The following is a 21,213-nucleotide window of genomic DNA, read 5'->3' on the forward strand; positions in this document are numbered from 1 at the left end:
GTTTCAGGGCTGCATGCTCAGGACACTGAGCAACAGCCCGAACCCCACCAGCACCACACCGAATACCTGATCGATACGGCGCTTGTACCCCAACAATCGCCTGGCTATGGCCGGTGCCGAGAAAAACAGCGCCACCGCCACGAACCACAATACGTGGGCCAGGACAATGATTGCGCCGTAGCCGATCTGCACCGGCAACACCGTGCCCGGCTGGATCACCTGCATAAACAGGCTGAGAACGAAAATCATCGTCTTGGGGTTCAGCGCATTGGTCAGAAAGCCGCTGCGCAGAGCCGCCCAGGACGATATCTCGAGACTCGCCGTCCCTGCCTCTTGCGGCCCCTGGTCAGAACCGCGCAACAGCTTGACCCCCAGATAGATCAGATAAACCGCCCCGGCAATCTTCAGCCCGGTGAACCACAGCAGCGACTGCTGCAACAGCACCCCCACCCCCAGTAGGCTGTAGCCGATATGCAGCATGACCCCAAGCCCGATCCCCAGGGCGGTGAACACGCCGTGGCGGCGCGAGAGCATCAGGCTGTTGCGCGTCACCAAGGCAAAATCGGCTCCGGGACTGAGCACCGCCAGAATGGTGATGGTGATTACGACTAACAGTTCAGTCACGTTGCATACGCCTTGGTTATAGAATCAGGCGCTACTGTATGGGGATCGGCACGGGAACAGCCAACGATGAAAACTGACACTCTCAGTGATAAAAACTCACAGACATCACGCCGTCGCCTGCCTCCCCTCAGCGCCTTGCGCTGCTTCGAAGCGGCGGCACGCCTGGAAAGCTTCACCCGGGCCGGCACCGCTCTGCACCTGACCCATGGCGCCATCAGCCGCGCCGTGCGCGCCCTGGAAGAGGACCTGGGCACGGCGTTGTTCGAACGCCGCAGCCATCGGGTATTTCTGACGCCGGCCGGAGCCGAACTGCTGCACAGCGTGACCCAGGCCCTGGACCTGATCGAGAACACTGCCAGCCGCCTGCGGGCACCGAACCCCGAGGCGCCGCTGGTGCTGTCCTGCGAACCGACCCTGCTGATGCGCTGGCTGATCCCACGCCTGCCGGCGTTCCAGGCCGCCCACCCGGAGATATCGATCCAGTTGCTGGCCGGCGGCGGGCCTTTCTCGTTCAACACTGGCATCGACCTGGCGATTCGCCGCAACGATTTCGCCTGGAACGACGAAACCCAGGCTCACTGGCTGTTCGACGAAGCCATTGGCCCCGTCTGCCGACCGGACAAACAGCCTGACTGGGCCCCTTCGCCAAGCGGCCAGCCGACCTTGCTGGAACAGGCCCCGCGCCTGCACAGCGCCACCAGGCCGCAAGCCTGGGAGCAGTGGCTGCAACGGCGGCAACTGCCTGCTTCCCCGGCTCCCCAGGAGCAAGTCTTCGAGCATTTCTACTTCAGCCTGCAAGCGGCGGTGGCGGGCCTGGGGCTGGCCATCGCCCCCTGGCAATTGGTGCGCGATGATCTGGCTGGAGGATTGCTTTGCGCCCCTTTCGACTTCGTCGCCGACGGCAGCGCCTATTACCTGTTGTCCGCCCAGGCGATCAGCGACGACTCGGCGGCCGGTCACCTGCTGCGCTGGTTGCGTGAACAGGCCCTGGGCTAAACCCCGGGGCCGGACAACGGTCCCAGCGCCGGATCTTCGCCACTGAGCAACTGCACCAGGGCCAGCGCGCCCTTCTGCAGAGGCCGGTTCTTCAGCCACACCCCATGCACCGGCAATGACAAACCGTTGTCGAGGTTCTTGAACTTCAGCCGCTGCAGGCGCCCGGCCGCCAGCAGCGGCTGGATCACTGACAAGGGGAAATTGCCCCAGCCGATGCCGGCTTCCACCATGTGCAGGGCCATGGCCAGGCTGTCGGTGCGCCACAGCGACTCGCCCACCAAGGGCCGGGTATCGCTGATGGGCAGGTCGCGACTGGCCACCACGACCTGACGGACCCGGATCAGCTCCTCCAGGTACAACGAGCCATCGCTGGCCACAAACACCGGATGTCGCGGCGAGATACAGGCAATCACCCGCTCACTGCCGATGTACTGGAAATACTCCAGGGCATTCACGCTCAAGCCGGCAAAAGCCACGCCCACACTCACCCGCCCACTGTGCAGCAGCTGCAGCACATCATCCTGGGGGGCACTGAGCACCTCCACCTCCAGCAGCGGATAGCGCTCGGCAATCAGCTTGATGGCGGCCAGTACTCGCTGCTTGTCGATGTCATCCACCACGGCGATCGACAGCTTGCTCTCCAGGCCCAGGGACAGCTCGATGGCGTGCACCTGCAACTGCTTGAGCTGGTCGGCGATCAGCCGCGCATGGGGCGCCAGAGACAGGGCCAGGGGCGTCGGCACCGGCTCGCGATGGCTGCGATCAAACAGGGCATAACCCAGTTCGGCCTCAAGGTTGGCAATGCCCATGCTCACCGCCGAAGGCACCTTGCCCAAGGAGCGGGCCGCCGCAGAAAAGGAACCGCGCTCGAGCACGGCGAGAAACAACTGGATGCTGTCACTGGAGAAATTCATGGGTGCAACCTATCAGCAAAACTGAAAGCTTCCGACTTTTTCTGTCATCGCCATTGAAGCTATCTTTCGCGCCCTGCGCCAGTCCAGCCCTGGCCATTGACATTCAACACCGAGGAGTCTCCATGCAAGGCGTCAAACGCAAACTGGTCTACGTATCCCTGTTCGAGGTATTCGGCATGACCTTCTCGGCCCTCGGCCTGGCCCTGCTGTCCGGCACATCCCCCAGCAGCACCGGGCCGCTGGCCGTGGTCATCACCAGCATCGCGGTGACCTGGAACTTCATCTACACCACCCTGTTCGAACGCTGGGAAAGCCGCCAGCCGTCACGCACCCGCACCGTCAAACGGCGCATCGCGCATGCCGTGGGCTTCCAGTTGACCCTGATCGTGTTCCTGATCCCGCTCATCGCCTGGTGGATGAACATCAGCCTGGTGCAGGCCTTCCTCCTGGACCTGGCGCTGATCCTGTTCATCCCCTGCTACACCTTCGCCTTCAACTGGCTGTTCGACCGGGTTTTCGGTCTGCCGGCTTCGGCCCTGCCCGATCCGGCCTGAAGCCAAGCAAAACACCCCTGGAGGCAATTTGACCGTCGCCGAGAACCTGGCTCACTGATAGATTCCCATGGCCAACCTGTGCCACGAACAAGGAAGCGTCATGGGAACCCCCTATAGAATTCTCGGTAAAGCCTCGTCCATCAACGTCAGGAAAGTCTTGTGGACCTGTGAAGAGCTGGACCTTTCCTACCAGCAGGAAGATTGGGGCAGCGGCTTCCAGTCGACCCACAGTCCCGAATTTCTCGCCCTCAACCCCAACGCCCAGGTCCCAGTGCTGATCGATGACGCCGGGGCCCTGTGGGAGTCCAACAGCATTTGCCGCTACCTGGCCAATCTGCATCCCGGCAGCGGCCTGCTGCCCCTCGCCCCGCGGGCCAGGGCCCTGGTGGAACAGTGGATGGACTGGCAGGCCACCGAACTCAATCCGGCCTGGAGCTACGCCTTCATGGGCCTGGTGCGCCAGCATCCAGACTGCCAGGACAGCCGGCGCATCGGCGCCAGCCTGCTGGCCTGGAACGGCAAGATGGCAATTCTTGAACAGCAGCTTGAAAGCACCGGGGCCTATGTGCTCGGTGAAGCCTTCAGCCTGGCGGACATCGTCCTTGGCCTCTCGGTCAATCGCTGGAAGATGACCCCCATGGAACACCCGGACTTCCCCGCTGTGGCCGCCTACTACGAACGCCTCAGCCTGCGTCCAGGCTTCCTGCTGCATGGACGCAACGGCACCCCCTAGGCCACCCCTTCTCAGCCCACCGGAGACTCGACATGGATGGACTCAACGTACTACTGACCGGCGCCTGCGGCAGGATCGGCAAAGTGTTTTTCCAGGGTTCCCAGGAACGCCATCGCTTCACCCTCACCGACCGCGTCGAACCGGACTTCGACATCCCCGCCCCCCACCGCTTCGTACGCCTGGACCTCGATGACCCGCAAGCCATCGGCCGCCTGCTGCCAGGGATCGACGTGATCGTGCATCTGGCCGGCATCCCCCACGCCAGTGCCAGCTTCGACGAACTGCTGCCCAACAACATCCTCGCCACCACCTACCTGTTCGAGGCAGCAGTGAACGCTGGTTGCCAGCGCCTGGTGTTCGCCAGCAGCGCCCAGACCATCGAGGGCTACCCGGTGGACCGGCAGATCACCCCGGGCATGCCGGTGATGCCGGCCAACCTGTACGGCGTGAGCAAATGCTATGGCGAAGCCCTGTGCGCCTTTTATGCGGCCCGGCGCGGGCTGTCCTGCATCGCCCTGCGCATTGGTGCGTTCGAGGACCCGCAACACCACGAACTGACCACCACCCGCGACCTGAGCGCCTGGCTCAGCCCTCGGGACGCCGTGCAACTGCTACAGCGAGCGGTGGAAACCCCTGGGGTGCAGTACCTGATCGGCCATGGCATATCCAACAACCGCTTCAAGCGCCTGGACCTCAGCGAAACCACCCGGGTCCTGGGGTACCAGCCGGTGGACGATGCCTTCCAGGAGCATTTCGGCATTCCCATCACTTACTGAGACACTGATCGCCCCCCCTCGGCAAACAGGCGGGCGGCAATTGCCAGGAAGCGGCAAGACTTGTCCGCTTACTGGCCACCCGCCGACAGTTATTCTCCTAACCCATTGATATTCATGGACCAAAGTATCGGCATGAAACTTGCTAAAACTTCAGTCTAGTTCTCTCACACAGGTTCCCGATCATGTTGGTCAACGCCCAGAAATCCGTTTCGGTGCAGCCCACCTCGCGCACCGATATGGACCCGACCACCGCTGCCGCCAGCGCGCTGTACAGCGGCATGCTGCAGCAGGCCCAGAACTCCGTGACCGTGCCGACGTCCCAGTCCAGCCTGCAAGGCAATACCGTGGACGACAACGTCAATGCAGCGTTCGCCAAGACCCGTGTCCTGCTCCAGGCCACGCCGCCCGCCACCAGCACTCCACAGGCCAACAGCGCCACGGAAACCGGTGCCCTGAGCGAGTTCAAGGACTACATGAGCAAGACGCCCGAACAGCGTCTGCGTGACAGTATCCTCAAGGATATGGGTCTGACCGAAGAAGATCTGAAGAACCTGCCACCTGAGCGGCAACTGACGATCAACCAGGAAATTGCCCAGCGCCTGCAAGACAAGATGCAGTTGGCCAAGGAAGAGAAAGAGGCCAAGAACAGCGCCAAACCGATCGACGAGAAGTTCCTCGCGTCGTTGTAACAGTGACAACAAAAAAGGGTTCCCATGGGAACCCTTTTTTGTGTCCGAGGTAAAACCGCGACTACAACTGCAAGGTCGAGTTGAACTGGCTGATGGCATCCACCACATGCCTTGAGCCCTGCTGAATCTCCAGGATCACCTCCCCCGCCTCATTGGCCAGCTCGACCCCAAGTCCGGTGCGACTCAGGCTCGACTGCATGCTGGTGACCGCGCTCATGGACAGGTCGTGGTTCTTGCGCACCACCTCGACGATCTCCACCGTTGCCTGGCTGGTGCGTGCCGCCAGGCTGCGCACCTCGTCCGCCACCACCGCAAACCCCCGCCCATGCTCGCCGGCCCGGGCCGCCTCGATGGCCGCATTGAGCGCCAGCAGGTTGGTCTGGTCGGCAATCCCGCGAATGGTCTGGACGATGGTGCCGATGATCTCCGACTGTTTGCTGACCGCATCGATGCTGCGGGCGGCTTCATTCAGGTCGTGGGAAATCTGCTGAATGATTTCCACCGTCTGTTGCACCACCTCCGACCCTTTCTGGGCGCAGGCATCATTCTGCACCGAGGTGCTGTGGGCCGATTCGGCGGCGGATTGCAGGGTAGTCACTTGCTGGGTGATATCACTGGCGAACTTGACCACCTTGTACAAGCGGCCCTTGGTGTCGAACAGCGGGTTGTAGGAAGCCTCGAGGAACACGGTCTGGCCGTACTTGTTTTCCCGCTCGAAACGGTGGGAGTGGTATTCGCCACGGTTCAACGAGGCCCAGAACTGCTTGTACTCCGAAGACTCGGCTTCAGAGCGATGACAGAACATGCTGTGGTGCTGACCGAGGATCTCGTTCAGGGAGTACTGCATGGTCTTGAGGAAGTTGTCGTTGGCGGCAACTATCTTGCCGTCCGGGGTGAATTCGATGATTGCCATGGAACGGCCAATGGCGTTCAGCAGGCTCTGGTTTTCATGTTCCAGATGGATGCGCTCGGAGATGTCCGAGGCCACCTTGATCACACTCCTGACCCGACGGTCGGCATCGAACACCGGCATGTAGCTGGCTTCGAGCCAGATCTCCTGGCCGCGCTTGTTCAGCCGCAGGAAGGTGCCGCTGACAGGTTCACCCCGGCCCAGATCACGCCACAACTTGGCGTACTCCTCACTGCGATAGAACTCTTCCTCGCAGAAGATCCGGTGATGCTTGCCGCGTATCTCCTCCACGGAATAGCCCATGGCCTTGCAAAAATTATCGTTGGCGTCGAGCACGATGCCATCGGGAGAGAACTCGATCATCGCCATGGAATGGCTGATCGCCGCCAACTTGGCATTGGCCTCGGTCAACGCACAATTAAAGCGCTCGATCTCTAGCAGGTCAGCCTTGTGATGTAGGTTAAACATGGTTGTATCACCTTCAACGCTGTCTTTTGATTGACGGAAGTTTCTAGTCTTTCAACTGAGCCACCACAACGTTCCATAAACAGGGCAAGCGCCTCTCTCCATGTGAGAAAGGAAGTGTCAGGTGATAAATGATGTTTAATCGGAGAGTCCATGTTGCAACGCTCTTATCAAGCCATCCTTTTCTTGATGACCCGTTGCCGGGTCCGACCTAACAAAGAAAAGAAACTCCATCTAATTAAATGCTCCTGATCCTGCGGTGCCTCTAGTTGCGCACTCTCGTCTTTATTCATGAATTCAATTTCGTGCTCGGATGAACATTCCACAAACACCCGTTATAAGGCTGAAAACATCACGAGACCGTGGTTCACAAAGCGCCCGATACGCTTTTTCACAATTGAGCATAGACAGCCGCCGACTCTATGCAAGGCCACCAGTCAGTCTGTTTTCACAACTTTTAAATGCTTCTCAGCCTTCACGAAAAGTATCAAGCAAGACATAAATATGACTCGCCAGGAACAGTTCGCCGACTAGACCCGAGCGAGCATCTGTACAAAGGCCTGAACCAGCCCGTGTGACTCCCGCCCCGGCGCCGCTACCAGGGCGAACTGCCGCTCGATCGGGCAACTCAAAGGCAGCACTCGCAATCCCTGGCGCTGTTCCGGCAAGGTACTCTCCGGCACCAGGGTCACCCCCAAGCGTTCGCGCACCAGGCTGAATGCGCTATTCCACTCGCGCACTTCGATCCGCACATCTGCCAACGGCATTCCGGCTTCGACCGCCAGGCTGCGGGCATTCACCGAGCAGCCGCCAGTGGCCAGGACAAAGGGCTGCGCCAGCAAGGCTTCAAGCTCGATGGTCGGGGCCTGCCAAGGATGGTCCTGAGGCAGCACGGCCACCCACGAATCGACACCCAGCACCCACGAACGACGCTCGGGCGCCGGATTCAGTACCACTCCCAGATCCACCAACTGCGCCTCCAACAGGGCTTCGACTTCATCGTCGCTGACCTCCAGTTGCACCACCTCGATCCCCGGGTGCAGTTGCTTGAAACGTCGCAGCACCGGTGGCAGGAAGCTCGCCAGGACCATGGGAAAGCCCGCCAGGCGCAAACTGCCCTGGAGGATGCCCCGGGCCGTGTCCACTTGCCGGCGAACCTGGGCCAGGGCTCCGAGCATCACCCGGGCCTGCTCCAGCACCTGTAGGCCGATTGCCGTGGGCAGCGCCTGGCGGCTTTCACGGATGAACAGTTGCACGCCCAGCATGTCTTCCATCTGGGCCAAGGCCTGACTGGCCCCGGACTGGGTCATGCCCACCTGCTCGGCGGCCCGGGTGATGGTGCCGCATTCGGCTATCGCCACCAGCAGGCGCCAATGCATCAGGTTCATCATGGCAGTAGCTATCCTTATGGCGATTTTCTGAAAGATTAATTTTACCCATGCAGGTGTCGCCCCGACACTGGCTCCAACACTCACCAGAGACCTGCCGATGAAACTCTACTACGCCCCTCAAGCCTGCTCCCTGGCCTCCCATATCGTACTGCGGGAACTGCAACTGCCGTTCGACGCCATCCGTGTCGACAATCGCAGCAAGCGCACCGCCGACGGTCAGGATTTCCTCGTCATCAACCCCAAGGGCTACGTGGCCGCCCTGCAACTGGACAACGGCGAAGTGCTCACCGAAGGCCCGGCAATCCTGCAATACCTGGCCGACCTCAAGCCCGAGGCCGGATTGGCGGCGGCCAATGGCAGCTGGCAACGGGTACGCCTGCAGGAAACCCTGAACTTCATCACCAGCGAAGTTCACGGGATCATGGGCTGGCTGTTCAACCCAGGGCTCGATGACAGCGTGAAGGAGGTGTTCCGGCAGAAGCTGTTCAAACGCTTTGCCCTGCTGGAGCAGACCCTGGAGCGCCAGGATTATCTGCAAGGCGGTCAGTTCGGCATCGCCGATGCCTATCTGTTCACCGTGCTGCGCTGGACTGCGCTGTTTGCCATCGATCTGGGAGCCTGGCCGGCGCTGGTAAAGTTCCAGGCTCGGGTCGAGCAGCGGCCGGCGGTGCGGGAGGCGTTGGCAATAGAGCTGGCGTAGGTTCGGTACAAGAAATGGAGAAGTCGCGCTGAGCAGACAGAACGCGCGCCTGCCATTTTAGAAGGGATAAAACGAAGCCCGCGTTGCGGGCTTCGTCAAATTGATCAATGGCCGAAGATGTTCACTTCGGTTTTCTTGGCCTTTTTCTCGGCGCGTTTCTCGTCAGCGCTCTTTGCCGGTTTCTTCTTGGCATTTTTCTTGGCGTTCATACCTTTGGACATGATCTTCACTCCACTGTTGCGGGATAGGATTCAGGTATAGCACCTATAGCTGCCGGGGGTTCCTTTATAATCTGCCGCTCCCTGTTGCAAACCCGGAAAGCCCATGTCCAGCCTCCAGATCAGCCGCCTTGCCGAGGCCGCGCGCCCCTTGCTGAACAAGTTCTATCGCCAGCACCAGTCGCCCATGCGGGCCTCGTCCGCAGGTCAGCTCTGGGTGGTCAAGAACGATGGGATCGTCGCCGGGATGAGCCTGACCCCGGTGGCCCAGGGGCATTGGCTGACGGGTTTGTACGTCGCCCCCGAGCGACGCGGCCAAGGGCTGGCCGGGCAGTTGGTGGAGCAGGCCCTGAGGCAGGTCGAAGGACCGGTCTGGCTGTTCTGCCACCCGGACCTGGAAACTTTGTATCAGCGCATGAGTTTTTCCACCGATACCCGATTACCCCAGCCCCTGGCCGAACGACTGGCTCGCTACCAACGCAGCAAACCGCTGCTGGCCATGGGGACCGACAGCGGCCGCCTGGGCCCGTAGGCTTGGGCGTTACTCGTCAGTGTTGGGATCGAGCTCGGGAAACAGCACCTCGGTGAAACCGAACTTGCTGAAATCAGTGATCCGCGACGGGTACAACCGCCCGATCAAGTGATCGCATTCATGCTGCACCACCCGGGCATGAAAGCCCGAGGCCACACGCACGATAGGCTCGCCCTTGGGGCTGAAGCCTTCATAGCGAATATGCTGGTAGCGCTGCACCGCGCCCCGCAGCCCTGGCACCGAGAGACAGCCCTCCCAGCCCTCTTCCAGTTGCGGACTCAAGGGCGTGATCAAGGGATTGATGAGGATGGTCTGAGGCACTGCCTCCGCCTCCGGATAACGTTCGCTGTGCTCGAAGCCGAAGATCACCAGTTGCAGATCGACACCGATCTGCGGTGCTGCCAGGCCAACGCCACCGACACTTTCCATGGTCTGGAACATATCGTCGATCAGTTGCCACAACTCCGGGCTGTCGAACATCTCGGGCGGCACCGGGGGCGCAATACGCAGTAGGCGTTCATCGCCCATTTTGAGGATTTCACGGATCATGTTCAGGCTTCGTCAGTGGTCGGATGGAGCGAGTGGTCCCGGCCCAGTCCCGATACGTGTTGTTTATCGCCGGGCCCGTCAAAGTCCTTTTCGCCAGGTTCCTTGCCTTCGGCCGACATGTGTTCGATCACCGCGTTCATCTCCGCCCCCAGCAACAGCACAGCAGCAGAGATGTAGAAGTACAGCAGCAACACGATGATCGCGCCGATACTGCCATACATGGCGTTGTAGTTAGCGAAGGTTTTCACGTAGTAGGCAAAGCCCAGGGACGCGACAATCCATACCACCACCGCCAGCACCGAGCCCGGCGTGATGAAGCGAAACTTCTGCTTCACATCGGGCATCACGTAATACATCAGGGCCACCGCCACCATCATCAGCAGCACGATCACCGGCCAGCGCAGGATGGTCCACAAGGTGACGATGAACTCTTCCAGGCCCACCTGCCCGGCCAGCCAGGTCATCACCTGGGGCCCCAGTACCATCAGGGCCGCAGCGGCCAGAAGCATGCCGGCAATGCCCACGGTGTAGAACACCGACAGCGGGAAGCGCTTCCAGATCGGCCGGCCCTCGACCACATCGTAGGCAGCGTTCATTGCGCTCATCATCAGGCGCACGCCCGCCGAGGCGGTCCACAGGGCGATGACGATACCCACGGAGAGTAATCCGCCCTTGGACTGTTGCAGTTGATCGATCACCGGATTCACCTGCTCCAGGGCCTGGGGCGGCAGCACCAGCTCCGATTGCAGGCGCAGCCAGGTAAAGAAGTCCGGCAGATGCAGGAAACCGATCAGGGCAATAAGAAACAGGATGAAGGGGAACAGCGAGAACAGCATCTGGTAGGCCAGCGCCGAGGCATAGGTGGACATCTCGTCCGCGATGAATTCATTGACCGTGCGGATCAGCACACGGTGCAAGGGCAAACCTTTGAGGTCCGGAAAAATCATAGCGTCTCCTTTCGCCGCAAAAAGGTTGAAGTCGATAGCGACTCAGGGGGCGTTTTCTACAACAAATTAGCCTAGTTGGCGAACCGCAACCATTCGGACGGGCTGATTACGGGTTCTCGACAGCAGCGCACACATGAAAACGGCCATCCGTGGATGGCCGCTGCGGTGCATCATCGTGGGCCTCGTACTCAGGCCTTGTCGATGGTCTTTTTCACTGCATCCTTGGTCTTGCCAAGGGCTTGCTGGGCTTCGCCTTTCTTCTCCTGCAGCTTGCCCTCTGCCTGCAGCTTGGTGTTGTCGGTGGCCTTGCCGACACCTTGCTTGACGTTGCCGATGGCTTCGTTGGCCAGACCTTTTGCCTTATCCGCTGTGCTGCCCATGGTATTTCTCCGTAGAACATTCATTGATCGAACAAAGAGGATTTACGTCGTTACCCAAGGTTGACTCGTGGCCGTTGCGCAGAGTTTCAATTATTTTTCGTCGGGCATTTCATCCCAGGCCCGAGGTTGCCCTTTATGTTTGTCGGGCAACCCGGGAGAATGCTCGACCTGTTCAGGCCAAGCACTGAAGATCCAATCCCCGTAGGAATGTTATGAAACTCGATAAAAAGCAGGCCATTGCCCGTAGAAACCAGGAACTGGGCGGTGCGGTGCTGGGCGTCAACAACTGCCATTTCGCGGAGCTGAACCGCAATCGCAATATCTGGTGGTTCGATATCCTGGTGACCCGCCTGGCCATTGGTCAGTACGAATGGGTGCACCTGCTCCTGCACACCCCGGACACCAACCAGTTGCTGCACCTGAAAGTGCCGACCGTATTCCTGCGGGAAAAGATGGAAGGCCTGGTGATCCGCAATGAAGGCAAGCGCAAGGCCGCCCTGAGCCTGGAGTTGAGTGCCGACAAGGACTCCTTCCTCAAGGACGTGCGCCCGGCCGGCACCGGCGTGGACTTCTCCCAGTTCCAACAGTAAGCCGGCGCAACTCACGCCCCATGAAAAAGCCCCGCACTGGCGGGGCTTTTTCATGGGGGCTGAGAATTATTTCTTCAAGCCGAGCTTCTTCAACTCTTCATCCCGCAGCTCGCGACGCAGGATCTTGCCGACGTTGGTGGTCGGCAGGGCATCGCGGAACTCCACCGCCTTGGGCACCTTGTAACCGGTGACATTGGCGCGCATATGTTCCATCACCTGCTCCTTGGTCAAGGTGACCCCTGGCTTGGCGACAATGAAGATCTTGATGGTCTCGCCGGACTTTTCGTCCGGTACGCCGATCGCCGCGCACTGCAGGACGCCCGGCAGGGAAGCCAACACGTCTTCCAGCTCGTTGGGGTACACGTTGAAACCCGAGACCAGGATCATGTCCTTCTTGCGGTCGACGATGCGGATATAGCCATCCGGCTGAATCAGGGCGATGTCACCGGTCTTCAACCAGCCTTCGCTGAGGACTTCGTCAGTGGCGTCCTGACGCTGCCAGTAGCCCTTCATTACCTGCGGGCCCTTCACGCACAGTTCACCCACTTCCCCCAGGGGCAGCTCGTCGCCGGCGTCGTTGATCACCCGACACAGGGTTGAAGGCACCGGAATACCGATGGTACCGATCTGGATGTTCTGGATCGGGTTGACCGTGGCCACCGGACTGGTCTCGGTCATGCCGTAGCCTTCGCAGATCGGGCAATTGGTGACCGACTTCCAACGCTCGGCGGCCGCCAGTTGCAGGGCCATGCCCCCGGACAGGGTGACTTTGAGCGCGGAAAAATCCAGCTTACGGAACGCTTCGTTGTTGCACAGGGCAACGAACAGCGTGTTAAGACCGACAAAACCGCTGAACTTCCACTTCGACAGTTCCTTGACCATCGCCGGCAGGTCCCGCGGGTTGCTGATCAGGATGTTGTGGTTGCCCATGAGCATGATGGCCATGCAATGGAAGGTGAACGCATAGATGTGGTACAGCGGCAGCGGAGTGATGAGGATCTCGCAACCTTCATTGAGGTTGGAGCCCATCAGCGCCTTGCACTGCAGCATGTTGGCCACCAGATTGCGGTGGGTCAGCATCGCGCCCTTGGCCACGCCGGTGGTGCCGCCGGTGTATTGCAGAACCGCCACGTCGCCGCTGGCAGGGTTGGCTTCCTGTACTGGCTGGCCGTGGCCCTTGCTCAGCACATCATTGAACTTGACGGCCTGAGGCAGGTGATAAGCCGGTACCATCTTCTTCACGTACTTGACCACACTGTTGATCAGCACACGCTTGAAGGTCGGCAAAAGGTCCGCCACTTCGGTGACGATCACGTGCTTGACCCCGGTCTTGGGGACCACGGTCTCTGCCAGGTGAGCCATGTTGGCCAGGCAGACCAGGGCTTTGGCTCCGGAGTCGTTGAACTGGTGCTCCATCTCCCGCGCGGTATACAGCGGGTTGGTGTTGACCACGATCAGGCCGGCGCGGATAGCACCGAATACCGCAATCGGGTATTGCAACAGATTGGGCAATTGCAGGGCGATTCGATCGCCAGGCTGCAAATCGGTATGCTGTTGCAGGTACGCGGCAAAGGACCCGGACAGTTCGTACAGCTCACCGTAAGTGATTGTCTTGCCGAGGTTGCTAAAGGCCGGTTTGTTAGCGAAACGTTGGCAGGATTGCTTCAACACCGCCTGAATATTCGGATACTCGTCAGGATTGATATCGGCAGCAATCCCAGCTGGGTACTTATCCTTCCAAAAGTCTTCGATCATGGAAGCCCACTCCTCAGCAACGCGAATTCATCACCGCATTTGATGCGATTATTATTTGTCTGTGTTTTTTATTGGTGTCTATTGTTGGTGAGTCTGGCTTTTACTTAGGCCGAGAAGTCACAAAGCGCGCCGAGAGTAGCAGCTTTGGAAAAGGCCGCCTAGAGCCAAAGAAGGCCTGAATAGTCACATTTTTGACTCAAGACCATTTAATAGTCATTTTTAGAGTAAAAATTCTACAACCTTGAATTCCGCTCTGGCACGGGGCTTTGCGCCCCATGAATGCATCGCGGGCAAGCCCGTTGAGCCAACAGGCTTGCCCGCGATGTAGAAATCCAGGGTCAGGCGATGTCGCGCAGCTCGCGACGCAGGATCTTGCCCACAGGCGTCATCGGCAGAGACTCACGCAGGACGATGTGCTTGGGCACTTTGTAACCCGTGAAATTCTCCTTGCAATAGGCCTTGAGCTCTTCAAGGCTGACCCCCGCCTCACGGGGCACCACAAACAGCTTCACCGCCTCGCCGGAACGCTCGTCCGGCACCCCGATCACCGCACAGTTGGCGACCTTGGGGTGAGCCATGACCACATCCTCGATCTCGTTGGGGTAAACGTTGAAACCCGAGACGATGATCATGTCCTTCTTGCGATCGACGATGCGCACGAAACCATCGGGATCGATCACCGCAATATCGCCGGACTTGAACCAACCCTCGGCATCCAGCACTTCGGCCGTGGCTTCCGGCTTGTTCCAGTAGCCCTTCATGATCTGTGGCCCCTTGATGCACAGCTCACCACGCTCGCCAAGCGGCTGCTCCACCCCTTGGTCGTCGATGACTTTCAGGGTAGTACCCGGAACGGGCAGGCCCACGGTGCCCAGGCGCGATCGGTCGCCATAGGGGTTGGTACAAGCTACCGGCGAGGTCTCGGTAAGACCGTAACCTTCGGTGATCCGGCAGCCGGTGAGTTTCTGCCAGCGCTCAGCCGTGGCCTTGACCAGCGCGGTGCCACCGGAGTTGGTCAGCTTGAGGTTGGAGAAGTCCAGGTTCTTGAACTCCGGATGATCCATCAAGGCCACGAACAGCGTGTTGAGCCCCAGCAAGGCGGAAAAACGCCAGTTCTTCAGTTCCTTGATAAAGGCACCGATATCCCGCGGATTGCTGATCAGCACGTTGTGGTTGCCCGTGACCATCATGCACATGCAGTTCGCGGTGAAGGCATAGATGTGGTACAGCGGCAGCGGCGCGATCATCACTTCCTGCCCTTCACGCCACTGGGTATGACCGTCGGGCCCGTGCTGGCCGAGGCAGGCCCGGGCCTGCTGCATGTTGGCCACCAGGTTGCCGTGGGTCAGCATCGCGCCTTTGGCCAGACCGGTGGTACCGCCGGTGTACTGCAGCACGGCGACATCATCGAGCCCCACCTGCAGCGGCTTGATTCCCTGGCCACGCCCCAGACGCAGGGCACTCTTGAAGGAAATGGCCTGAGGCAGGTGATAGGCCGGAACCATCTTCTTGACCTTGTCCACCACTGTATTGACCAACCAGCCCTTGGCGGTGGGCATCAGGTCACCCATCTTGGCCTCGATCAGGAACTGGATCTCGGTATCCCCCAGGACTTCCTGGACCTTCTGCCCGAAGACATTCAGATAGACCAGGGCCCGGGCTCCTGAATCCTTGAACTGATGACGCATCTCACGGGCGGTGTACAGCGGGTTGGTGTTGACCACCACCAGACCGGCCCGCAGGGCACCGAAGACCGCGATCGGGTACTGCAGGACGTTGGGCATCTGCACCGCAATACGATCCCCCGGAACCAGATCGGTATGGCTTTGCAGATATCCGGCAAAGGCCGCGCTGTAGCGTTCCAGCTCGGCGTAGGTCAGGGTCACCCCCATATTGCTGAAGGCCGGGCGATCAGCAAATTTCTTGCAGGAACGCTCAAACACCTCGATCACCGACTTGAAGGCCCCCAGGTCAATCTCGTTGGGGACGCCGGCGGGGCGTTTATCATTCCAGAAATCAGGTTGCATTATTCTTGTCCTCTCATTACCTGAACGGTCCGGGCCGCCTCTGTAACGCTGTCAGCGGCGGGGCTCCTCGGACGTTAGCAGCTATGGCGATTCAGGCAAATATGCGCAAGTGTGTCATTAATTTTGTGAATCTTGCTTCCAACAGGCCGGCGAATCAGACGCACACGCGGCGATACGCTATAAAGTGCAGCGTCTTCGTGCAAAGGAATCGCCATGACCCACGACACGTTCTGGTTGACCACGAGTGATCACCAACGCCTCTTCGTCAACCTATGGCTGCCCGAGAGTCCGCTCAAGGCGGTGATCCTGCTGTCCCACGGCATGGCCGAGCACAGCGGGCGTTATGCCCGCCTGGCCACTGCCCTGTGCGCCGAGGGTTATGGAATCTATGCCCCGGATCAGCGCGGCCACGGTAAAACCGCGGAACACGGCGTCCTCGGCCACTATGCGGACCAGGGTGGCTGGAGCAAGGTGGTCGGCGACCTGGCCAGTCTCAACCAGCACATCGGCCAGCAACACCCCGGCACGCCCATCGTATTGCTGGGCCACAGCATGGGCAGCTACATCGCCCAGGCCTACCTGCAACATCACAGCGCCAGCCTCCACGGGGCGATTCTCAGCGGCTCGAACTTCCAGCCGGTGGCCCTGTACCGCGCCGCCAACCTGATCGCGCGGCTCGAACGCTGGCGCCAGGGCGGCCAGGGACGCAGCGCACTGATCGAGTGGCTGTCGTTCGGCTCCTTCAACAAGGCCTTCAAACCCAATCGCACGGCCTTCGACTGGCTCAGCCGCGATCCGGACGAAGTCGACAAGTACGTGAACGACCCGCTGTGCGGCTATCGCTGCACCAACCAGCTGTGGATCGACCTGCTGGGTGGCCTGCAGCAAATCAGCAAGATTTCCAATCTGACGCAGATCGATCCCGGCCTGCCATTGTTGGTCATGGGTGGAGAATGTGATCCGGTGAGCGATGGCAAGCGTCTCAAGGATCTGGCCAACGCATTGCGCGAGGCCGGCAGCCAGTGCCTGCAGCTCAATATCTACCCGCAGGCACGTCATGAGCTGTTCAACGAAAGCAACCGTGATCAAGTGACCCACGACGTACTGGCCTGGCTGGACCAAGCGCTGCAACACCGCCGGCCTCCCCGGTCGGAGTAAGCGACGGCGCGGTCAGTGCGTTCATCTACCTGTCAGAGGATTTCAGCAACATGACCCAGGTTACCAACACCCCTTACGAAGCCCTGGAAGTCGGTCAGACCGCCCAGTACAGCAAGACCGTCGAGGAGCGTGACATCCAGCTGTTCGCCGCCATGTCCGGCGACCACAACCCGGTGCACCTGGATCCCGAGTTCGCCGCCGCCACCATGTTCAAGGAGCGCATTGCCCACGGCATGTTCAGTGGCGCCCTGATCAGTGCCGCCGTGGCCTGCGAACTGCCTGGCCCGGGCACCATCTACATCGGCCAGCAGATGAGCTTCCAGAAGCCGGTGAAGATTGGCGATACCCTGACCGTACGCCTGGAAATCCTCGAGAAACTGCCGAAATTCCGTGTACGCATCGCCACCCGCGTGTTCAACCAGCGCGACGAGCTGGTGGTGGACGGCGAAGCCGAGATCCTCGCCCCACGCAAGCAACAGACCGTGACCCTGCCGACCCTGCCGGCCATCACCATCGGCTAAACCCCGCCCCACGCAATCCCGCAGGAGTCGGTTTGCCGGCGAAGGCTTTGCTCGTGTCATGGCTTGCCAGTACATTCGCCGGCAAGCCGGCTCCTACCGTTTGCTGCCCTCCTCGACCTGCACGCTGGCGGTCATGCCGGCGCTCAGGTTGATGCCTTCAGGCACCTTGTCCAGTTTGATCCGCACCGGGATCCGCTGGGCCAGGCGCACCCAGTTGAAGGTCGGCTCCACTTCCGCCAGTAGTTGCCCGTCAGGGGTGGCGTTGCGGTCGGTGATCCCCCGGCTGACGCTTTCCACATGGCCCTGCAGGGCATCGCCGGCACTCATCAGCCAGACCTTTACCGGGTCGCCGACCTGGATTCGCGGCAGTTTGGTTTCCTCGAAATACGCCTGGACGTAGAACGTCGAATCATCGATCAGTGCCATCACTGGCTGCCCGGCATTGACGTAGTTGCCCTCGGCCAGGCGCAGGTTGGTGATATGTCCGTTACGGGGCGCGTGCACCTGACTGCGGGCCAGATTGAGTTCTGCGACCTTGGCCTCGGCCTGGGCCTGACGCAGTTCACCCCGGGCAATGCCGGCGTTGATCTGGGCGTTCTCCCGCAGCTCGGCGCTGATGGCCTGCGGACCAAGGGCTGCACGGCGACTGGCCTCGTGCTCGCGCAGACTCAACTGCTGCTGACGGGTCTGAACCACGGCCTGGGCCTTTTCCAGGGCCGCCTCGAACCGGTCGCGGTCGATGCTCAACAACAAGTCTCCGGCCTTCACCTGCTGGTTGTCCGCCACCTTGAGCTCGCGCACCCAGCCGGATACGTCCGGGGCCACGATCACCACGTCGGCGCGAATCCGCGCATCCCGGGTCCAGGGCGTAAGCATGTAGTACTGCCACAGGTGATAACCGGCGAAGATCGCCACCGCCACCAGGCACAGGGTAAACACGACACGTACAGGTGTACGCATAATCAACTCCTCATAAAGGTCCCAGGACCACAGTGATCACCGTCAACACACAGACGTACAGGGCACAATCGAACAGTGCTTCATGCCAGATCCAGCGCCCCAGCCCAGTGACCCGCACCAGCACCCGCAGGACGCCAGTGACCACCAGCGCCAGCACCACATAAATCAGGAACGGGCTGAGCAGCACCCCGCCCAACGACCACTCACGCAGCCCCATGACTGTCCTCCTGCTGCCGGCACCAACTGCGCCAGCTGTTTTGCAATTGCAGCACCGCACCCTTGGCCAGCTTCAGCGCGTCACTGGGTGGCTGCCGGTCCAAAGCCTCGAGCAAGGCCGCACTGGGCGCCGCCAGGGCTTCCTGGCGCCGACCGGCCGGGCCCTCTTCGAGGATGCGTTGCAACTGCTCGAAATACTCCCGTTGCGCCGCACTCACCGGCACCTGAGCCACCGCCAGGCTCAGGCGCAAATGCATCAGTTCATCGCCGATGTCCAGGCCTAACAGACCATCGTCCCAGCGACTGCGGGCCGGCTCCGGCAACTCCGGGTAATGCCGGGCCAGTTGCAGCAGGCGATCGGCCATGCGCCCGCCGAACCAGCTTTCCGCGCCTCGCAGGTTGCGCCGGGTCAAACGCACCAGATCACTCAGGGTCGCCGCCAACAGGCGCCGGCCATGCCAGGCCGGGTTACGCAGGATCAACAGGTGGAAGGCCAGGACCGCAGCGCCCACCCCCAGCACCATGGCCTGGGCGTTATTGAAGAAGCTGGCGACATCGAAACTCATGCGGTTCATCGGCGAAATCAACACGATGAAATGCAGGCAGAACGAAGTGGCAGTGGCGCCTATCTGTGGCTTGGCCATGCCCAGGGCGCCGAAGAACAGCGGCACGCCCATGGCCATGGCCAACATCGCAAAGCCGCTCCATTGAGGCAGGAGGATCTGCCCCACCAGGAACGCCGCCGGAATCGCCAGGAAGATTCCGCGCATGAAGCTCATGCCAATCTGCGCGCCGTTCTCACGGCTGGCGAACAGGCTGCAGACCACGCACGTCAGGAGCATGGCCCCGGAGGCTGCAGGCCAGGCAGTGGCCATCCAGAAGCTGGCCACCGTGAGAAACGCCAAGGCACTGCGGGCACCGAATACCAGGGCCAGCGACAGATCACGATGGGGAGTCAGGGTTGCCGGTTGCTCCACCGGCGCCCGCCCTTCCTGCACCGCGCCCAGGGCATGGGTTGCCGCCAGGGCGGTGTCCAGCAACAAGGCAAAACGCGCCAGGCAAAAGCTCTGCGCCGGACTGACCTGAAGATCATGGGAAGCCTCCTGCAGGCGTGGACGCAGCGCCTGTAGATCAGCTTTGTCGGCCGCCGCCAGGGCCTGCTGAACCTGATCCATCCAGGGCTGGAGTTGCCGGGCTTCGTCGGCGTCCAGTTGTTTCCACTGGCGCCGCACCGAACGGGAAATCCGCAACAGCATCAGCAGCTTCTGGCTCAGGCCGCTGATGGCCCGAGCGCGCTGTCGCCCCAAAGGGCCTTCGAACCAGGCGTGTTCACGCTGGGAATCCACGGCGACGATGCGCCCGAGAATTTCCAGCAGGCCCTTGCGCGCCAGGGCATCGCCGGTCAGGGTCGCGCGGGCCGCCTGCATGCCACTCTGCCAGGCGCTGCGGGCCTGCTCGGCCAGTTGGCGCTCTACCCGCATCGGCCAGATCAGGGCACTGCTGGCAGTGGCGCAGATGATCCCCAGGGAGATCTCCGTGCAACGGGCCACCGCCTGATCGAACACCCCCAAAGGATGACTGATGGCAGGCAAGGCAATGATCGCCACGGTGTAGCCGGCCAGCACAAAGGAGTAGGACCAGGCACTGCGCAACAGGGTCGAACTGGCGGTGCACACGCCCAGCCACAACGCCAGGGCCAGCAGAAACAGCCAGGGAGTCTGGGCGAACAGCCCCATGAACAGCACCGACATGAGGGTGCCAATCAGGGTTCCCAGCAGCCGTGCCAGGCCCTTCTGCAGCACCATCCCGGACAACGGCTGGGCAACGATGAAGGCAGTCATCAGGGCCCAGGCCGGCTGCTCCAGGCCCCAACGCAACGCCAGCCACAGCGCCAGGCCGCCACCAAGCAGAGTCTTGATCGCGAACTGCACGGCAGCAAGGCTGGGAGCAAGCAAGGCCTGCAAGGTAATGGGCAAGAACAAGGACTCTCGGTGGGACTGAATAACCATAGTCGGGATCGCCACGAGTGGGCGCGAACTAATTATTAGCTAGCTAACTAATTCACGTCCAGCACTAAATCGTGGGCATAAAAAAACGCCAGACTGGCTGGCGTTTTTGACAGGCTTTAACGGTTACGAACGGGCACGGGCCTGGTTGCGCAAGGCTTTGACCTGATCATGATTGCGTTGCACGCCGTGGTACTGGCGCTCCACCACATCACGAATACCCACCAGGTTGTGCTTGCTGATTTTCTCCAGCGCCTCTTTATAGGACTTCAAGGCATGGTCTTCACCACGCTCGGCCTCGTTGAGCACCGACTCCTCATCCTTGCCGGTCACCAGTGACTTGAGGTCGACCCAACGACGGTGCAGATCGCCGCTGACGCTGGTGGAGGTTTCCGGATCGCCGCCCATGGAACGCACCACGGACTGCAGTTCTGCCGCGGCTGTAGCGCAATCGGTGGAGCGCTTGATGAACAGCGCCTTGAGTTCTGGGTGCTTGATGTCTTCGGCACAGGTCTTGAACCCCTCCTGACCATCCTTACTGGTCTCGATCAGGCTGTTGAGCACCGAAATTGCTTCTTTATTCAAGTCAGTCATTTTCTGGT

The 21,213-nt window shown here is 60.7% G+C and carries 23 protein-coding genes and 1 pseudogene; 10 read left to right on the top strand and 14 right to left on the bottom strand.

The genetic code is table 11. The annotated features are described in order from the left end of the window. Window positions 1-3 precede the first annotated feature (3 nt). Complete coding sequence (locus P7C00_RS24595) at window positions 4-624, bottom strand: LysE family transporter (protein WP_404937525.1); 621 nt, start codon at window positions 622-624, stop codon at window positions 4-6. Window positions 625-690: 66 nt separating this feature from the next. Between P7C00_RS24595 and P7C00_RS24600 the strand changes: the two genes are divergently transcribed. Further along, window positions 691-1,620: a LysR family transcriptional regulator gene (locus tag P7C00_RS24600; RefSeq protein ID WP_346632381.1), complete on the top strand. Its 930-nt coding sequence runs from the start codon at window positions 691-693 to the stop codon at window positions 1,618-1,620. Here the strand turns inward: P7C00_RS24600 and P7C00_RS24605 are convergent. Continuing rightward, window positions 1,617-2,534 (bottom strand): LysR family transcriptional regulator, encoded by a 918-nt coding sequence (locus tag P7C00_RS24605; protein ID WP_346632382.1) that lies wholly within the window; start codon window positions 2,532-2,534, stop codon window positions 1,617-1,619. The two genes, P7C00_RS24600 and P7C00_RS24605, sit on opposite strands and share 4 nt — an antisense overlap. A 122-nt stretch (window positions 2,535-2,656) precedes the next feature. Here P7C00_RS24605 and P7C00_RS24610 point away from each other — a divergent pair, with 122 nt between their 5' ends. The 4 genes from P7C00_RS24610 (at window position 2,657) to P7C00_RS24625 (ending at window position 5,286) form a co-directional block, all read left to right on the top strand. After that, window positions 2,657-3,088 (top strand): PACE efflux transporter, encoded by a 432-nt coding sequence (locus tag P7C00_RS24610; RefSeq protein ID WP_102860627.1) that lies wholly within the window; start codon window positions 2,657-2,659, stop codon window positions 3,086-3,088. 100 nt (window positions 3,089-3,188) lie between these two features. Further along, window positions 3,189-3,821 carry a glutathione S-transferase gene (locus P7C00_RS24615; RefSeq protein ID WP_346632383.1) on the top strand — a complete coding sequence of 211 codons (633 nt, stop codon included), beginning with the start codon at window positions 3,189-3,191 and terminating at the stop codon, window positions 3,819-3,821. Window positions 3,822-3,853: 32 nt separating this feature from the next. Continuing rightward, window positions 3,854-4,597: an NAD(P)-dependent oxidoreductase gene (locus P7C00_RS24620; protein ID WP_346632384.1), complete on the top strand. Its 744-nt coding sequence runs from the start codon at window positions 3,854-3,856 to the stop codon at window positions 4,595-4,597. A gap of 182 nt (window positions 4,598-4,779) precedes the next feature. Next, a complete protein-coding gene (locus P7C00_RS24625) occupies window positions 4,780-5,286 on the top strand; it encodes a hypothetical protein (RefSeq protein WP_346632385.1) in 507 nt (168 codons plus the stop codon). A 61-nt stretch (window positions 5,287-5,347) separates the two neighbouring features. Here P7C00_RS24625 and P7C00_RS24630 read toward each other — a convergent pair whose 3' ends face one another. From P7C00_RS24630 to P7C00_RS24640, 3 genes and pseudogenes are all read right to left on the bottom strand, one after another. Beyond that, window positions 5,348-5,917 (bottom strand): methyl-accepting chemotaxis protein, encoded by a 570-nt coding sequence (locus P7C00_RS24630; protein WP_404940082.1) that lies wholly within the window; start codon window positions 5,915-5,917, stop codon window positions 5,348-5,350. A gap of 18 nt (window positions 5,918-5,935) precedes the next feature. After that, window positions 5,936-6,664: pseudogene (locus tag P7C00_RS24635) on the bottom strand (PAS domain-containing protein); the annotation flags it as partial. A 527-nt stretch (window positions 6,665-7,191) separates the two neighbouring features. Continuing rightward, window positions 7,192-8,052 carry a LysR family transcriptional regulator gene (locus tag P7C00_RS24640; RefSeq protein ID WP_346632387.1) on the bottom strand — a complete coding sequence of 287 codons (861 nt, stop codon included), beginning with the start codon at window positions 8,050-8,052 and terminating at the stop codon, window positions 7,192-7,194. A gap of 97 nt (window positions 8,053-8,149) precedes the next feature. Between P7C00_RS24640 and gstA the strand changes: the two genes are divergently transcribed. Both gstA and P7C00_RS24650 read left to right on the top strand, forming a co-directional pair. Next, window positions 8,150-8,752 carry a glutathione transferase GstA gene (gene gstA / locus P7C00_RS24645; protein WP_346632388.1) on the top strand — a complete coding sequence of 201 codons (603 nt, stop codon included), beginning with the start codon at window positions 8,150-8,152 and terminating at the stop codon, window positions 8,750-8,752. 324 nt (window positions 8,753-9,076) lie between these two features. Next, window positions 9,077-9,502: a GNAT family N-acetyltransferase gene (locus P7C00_RS24650; protein WP_346632389.1), complete on the top strand. Its 426-nt coding sequence runs from the start codon at window positions 9,077-9,079 to the stop codon at window positions 9,500-9,502. 9 nt (window positions 9,503-9,511) lie between these two features. On the opposite strand, the gene def is transcribed toward P7C00_RS24650, so the two are convergent. From def to P7C00_RS24665, 3 genes are all read right to left on the bottom strand, one after another. Next, entirely contained in the window at window positions 9,512-10,051 is a 540-nt protein-coding gene (def, locus tag P7C00_RS24655) for a peptide deformylase (RefSeq protein WP_346632390.1), read from the bottom strand. Between the two features lie 2 nt (window positions 10,052-10,053). Then, a complete protein-coding gene (locus tag P7C00_RS24660; RefSeq protein WP_346632391.1) occupies window positions 10,054-10,998 on the bottom strand; it encodes a YihY/virulence factor BrkB family protein in 945 nt (314 codons plus the stop codon). Window positions 10,999-11,186: 188 nt separating this feature from the next. After that, on the bottom strand, window positions 11,187-11,378 hold the full coding sequence (locus P7C00_RS24665) for a CsbD family protein (protein ID WP_102860617.1): 192 nt from the start codon (window positions 11,376-11,378) through the stop codon (window positions 11,187-11,189). Between the two features lie 212 nt (window positions 11,379-11,590). Here P7C00_RS24665 and P7C00_RS24670 point away from each other — a divergent pair, with 212 nt between their 5' ends. Further along, window positions 11,591-11,968, top strand: coding sequence for a hypothetical protein (locus P7C00_RS24670; protein WP_123726253.1), 378 nt, complete (start codon window positions 11,591-11,593; stop codon window positions 11,966-11,968). Between the two features lie 66 nt (window positions 11,969-12,034). Here the strand turns inward: P7C00_RS24670 and fadD1 are convergent, their stop codons facing one another. Further along, the gene (fadD1, locus tag P7C00_RS24675; RefSeq protein WP_346632392.1) at window positions 12,035-13,723 is read right to left on the bottom strand and encodes a long-chain-fatty-acid--CoA ligase FadD1; all 1,689 of its coding nucleotides are present in this window, start codon (window positions 13,721-13,723) and stop codon (window positions 12,035-12,037) included. Between the two features lie 338 nt (window positions 13,724-14,061). After that, window positions 14,062-15,750, bottom strand: coding sequence for a long-chain-fatty-acid--CoA ligase FadD2 (gene fadD2 / locus P7C00_RS24680; protein ID WP_346632393.1), 1,689 nt, complete (start codon window positions 15,748-15,750; stop codon window positions 14,062-14,064). A gap of 213 nt (window positions 15,751-15,963) precedes the next feature. Here fadD2 and P7C00_RS24685 point away from each other — a divergent pair, with 213 nt between their 5' ends. Both P7C00_RS24685 and P7C00_RS24690 read left to right on the top strand, forming a co-directional pair. Continuing rightward, window positions 15,964-16,908 carry an alpha/beta hydrolase gene (locus P7C00_RS24685; protein ID WP_346632394.1) on the top strand — a complete coding sequence of 315 codons (945 nt, stop codon included), beginning with the start codon at window positions 15,964-15,966 and terminating at the stop codon, window positions 16,906-16,908. 50 nt (window positions 16,909-16,958) lie between these two features. Next, complete coding sequence (locus P7C00_RS24690) at window positions 16,959-17,429, top strand: MaoC family dehydratase (RefSeq protein WP_011062855.1); 471 nt, start codon at window positions 16,959-16,961, stop codon at window positions 17,427-17,429. A gap of 93 nt (window positions 17,430-17,522) precedes the next feature. Here the strand turns inward: P7C00_RS24690 and P7C00_RS24695 are convergent, their stop codons facing one another. From P7C00_RS24695 to P7C00_RS24710, 4 genes are all read right to left on the bottom strand, one after another. Continuing rightward, window positions 17,523-18,389, bottom strand: coding sequence for an HlyD family secretion protein (locus P7C00_RS24695; RefSeq protein ID WP_346632395.1), 867 nt, complete (start codon window positions 18,387-18,389; stop codon window positions 17,523-17,525). Between the two features lie 10 nt (window positions 18,390-18,399). Then, window positions 18,400-18,606, bottom strand: a complete 207-nt coding sequence (locus tag P7C00_RS24700; RefSeq protein ID WP_102860611.1) for a DUF1656 domain-containing protein — start codon at window positions 18,604-18,606, stop codon at window positions 18,400-18,402. After that, on the bottom strand, window positions 18,593-20,581 hold the full coding sequence (locus tag P7C00_RS24705) for an FUSC family protein (RefSeq protein ID WP_404940084.1): 1,989 nt from the start codon (window positions 20,579-20,581) through the stop codon (window positions 18,593-18,595). The genes P7C00_RS24700 and P7C00_RS24705 overlap by 14 nt, the downstream gene beginning before the upstream one ends. 156 nt (window positions 20,582-20,737) lie before the next feature. Then, complete coding sequence (locus P7C00_RS24710; protein WP_346632397.1) at window positions 20,738-21,205, bottom strand: PA2169 family four-helix-bundle protein; 468 nt, start codon at window positions 21,203-21,205, stop codon at window positions 20,738-20,740. Window positions 21,206-21,213: the final 8 nt, after the last annotated feature.

This window comes from Pseudomonas sp. JDS08PS003 (assembly GCF_045013505.1).
Classification (GTDB): domain Bacteria; phylum Pseudomonadota; class Gammaproteobacteria; order Pseudomonadales; family Pseudomonadaceae; genus Aquipseudomonas; species Aquipseudomonas protegens_B.

Coding starts and splice junctions, on each gene's coding strand:
- P7C00_RS24600 (WP_346632381.1), top strand. CDS start 691: ATGAAAACTGACACTCTCAGTGATAAAAACTCACAGACATCACGCCGT.
- P7C00_RS24605 (WP_346632382.1), bottom strand. CDS start 2,534: ATGAATTTCTCCAGTGACAGCATCCAGTTGTTTCTCGCCGTGCTCGAG.
- P7C00_RS24610 (WP_102860627.1), top strand. CDS start 2,657: ATGCAAGGCGTCAAACGCAAACTGGTCTACGTATCCCTGTTCGAGGTA.
- P7C00_RS24615 (WP_346632383.1), top strand. CDS start 3,189: ATGGGAACCCCCTATAGAATTCTCGGTAAAGCCTCGTCCATCAACGTC.
- P7C00_RS24620 (WP_346632384.1), top strand. CDS start 3,854: ATGGATGGACTCAACGTACTACTGACCGGCGCCTGCGGCAGGATCGGC.
- P7C00_RS24625 (WP_346632385.1), top strand. CDS start 4,780: ATGTTGGTCAACGCCCAGAAATCCGTTTCGGTGCAGCCCACCTCGCGC.
- P7C00_RS24640 (WP_346632387.1), bottom strand. CDS start 8,052: ATGATGAACCTGATGCATTGGCGCCTGCTGGTGGCGATAGCCGAATGC.
- gstA (WP_346632388.1), top strand. CDS start 8,150: ATGAAACTCTACTACGCCCCTCAAGCCTGCTCCCTGGCCTCCCATATC.
- P7C00_RS24650 (WP_346632389.1), top strand. CDS start 9,077: ATGTCCAGCCTCCAGATCAGCCGCCTTGCCGAGGCCGCGCGCCCCTTG.
- def (WP_346632390.1), bottom strand. CDS start 10,051: ATGATCCGTGAAATCCTCAAAATGGGCGATGAACGCCTACTGCGTATT.
- P7C00_RS24660 (WP_346632391.1), bottom strand. CDS start 10,998: ATGATTTTTCCGGACCTCAAAGGTTTGCCCTTGCACCGTGTGCTGATC.
- P7C00_RS24665 (WP_102860617.1), bottom strand. CDS start 11,378: ATGGGCAGCACAGCGGATAAGGCAAAAGGTCTGGCCAACGAAGCCATC.
- P7C00_RS24670 (WP_123726253.1), top strand. CDS start 11,591: ATGAAACTCGATAAAAAGCAGGCCATTGCCCGTAGAAACCAGGAACTG.
- fadD1 (WP_346632392.1), bottom strand. CDS start 13,723: ATGATCGAAGACTTTTGGAAGGATAAGTACCCAGCTGGGATTGCTGCC.
- fadD2 (WP_346632393.1), bottom strand. CDS start 15,750: ATGCAACCTGATTTCTGGAATGATAAACGCCCCGCCGGCGTCCCCAAC.
- P7C00_RS24685 (WP_346632394.1), top strand. CDS start 15,964: ATGACCCACGACACGTTCTGGTTGACCACGAGTGATCACCAACGCCTC.
- P7C00_RS24690 (WP_011062855.1), top strand. CDS start 16,959: ATGACCCAGGTTACCAACACCCCTTACGAAGCCCTGGAAGTCGGTCAG.
- P7C00_RS24695 (WP_346632395.1), bottom strand. CDS start 18,389: ATGCGTACACCTGTACGTGTCGTGTTTACCCTGTGCCTGGTGGCGGTG.
- P7C00_RS24700 (WP_102860611.1), bottom strand. CDS start 18,606: ATGGGGCTGCGTGAGTGGTCGTTGGGCGGGGTGCTGCTCAGCCCGTTC.
- P7C00_RS24710 (WP_346632397.1), bottom strand. CDS start 21,205: ATGACTGACTTGAATAAAGAAGCAATTTCGGTGCTCAACAGCCTGATC.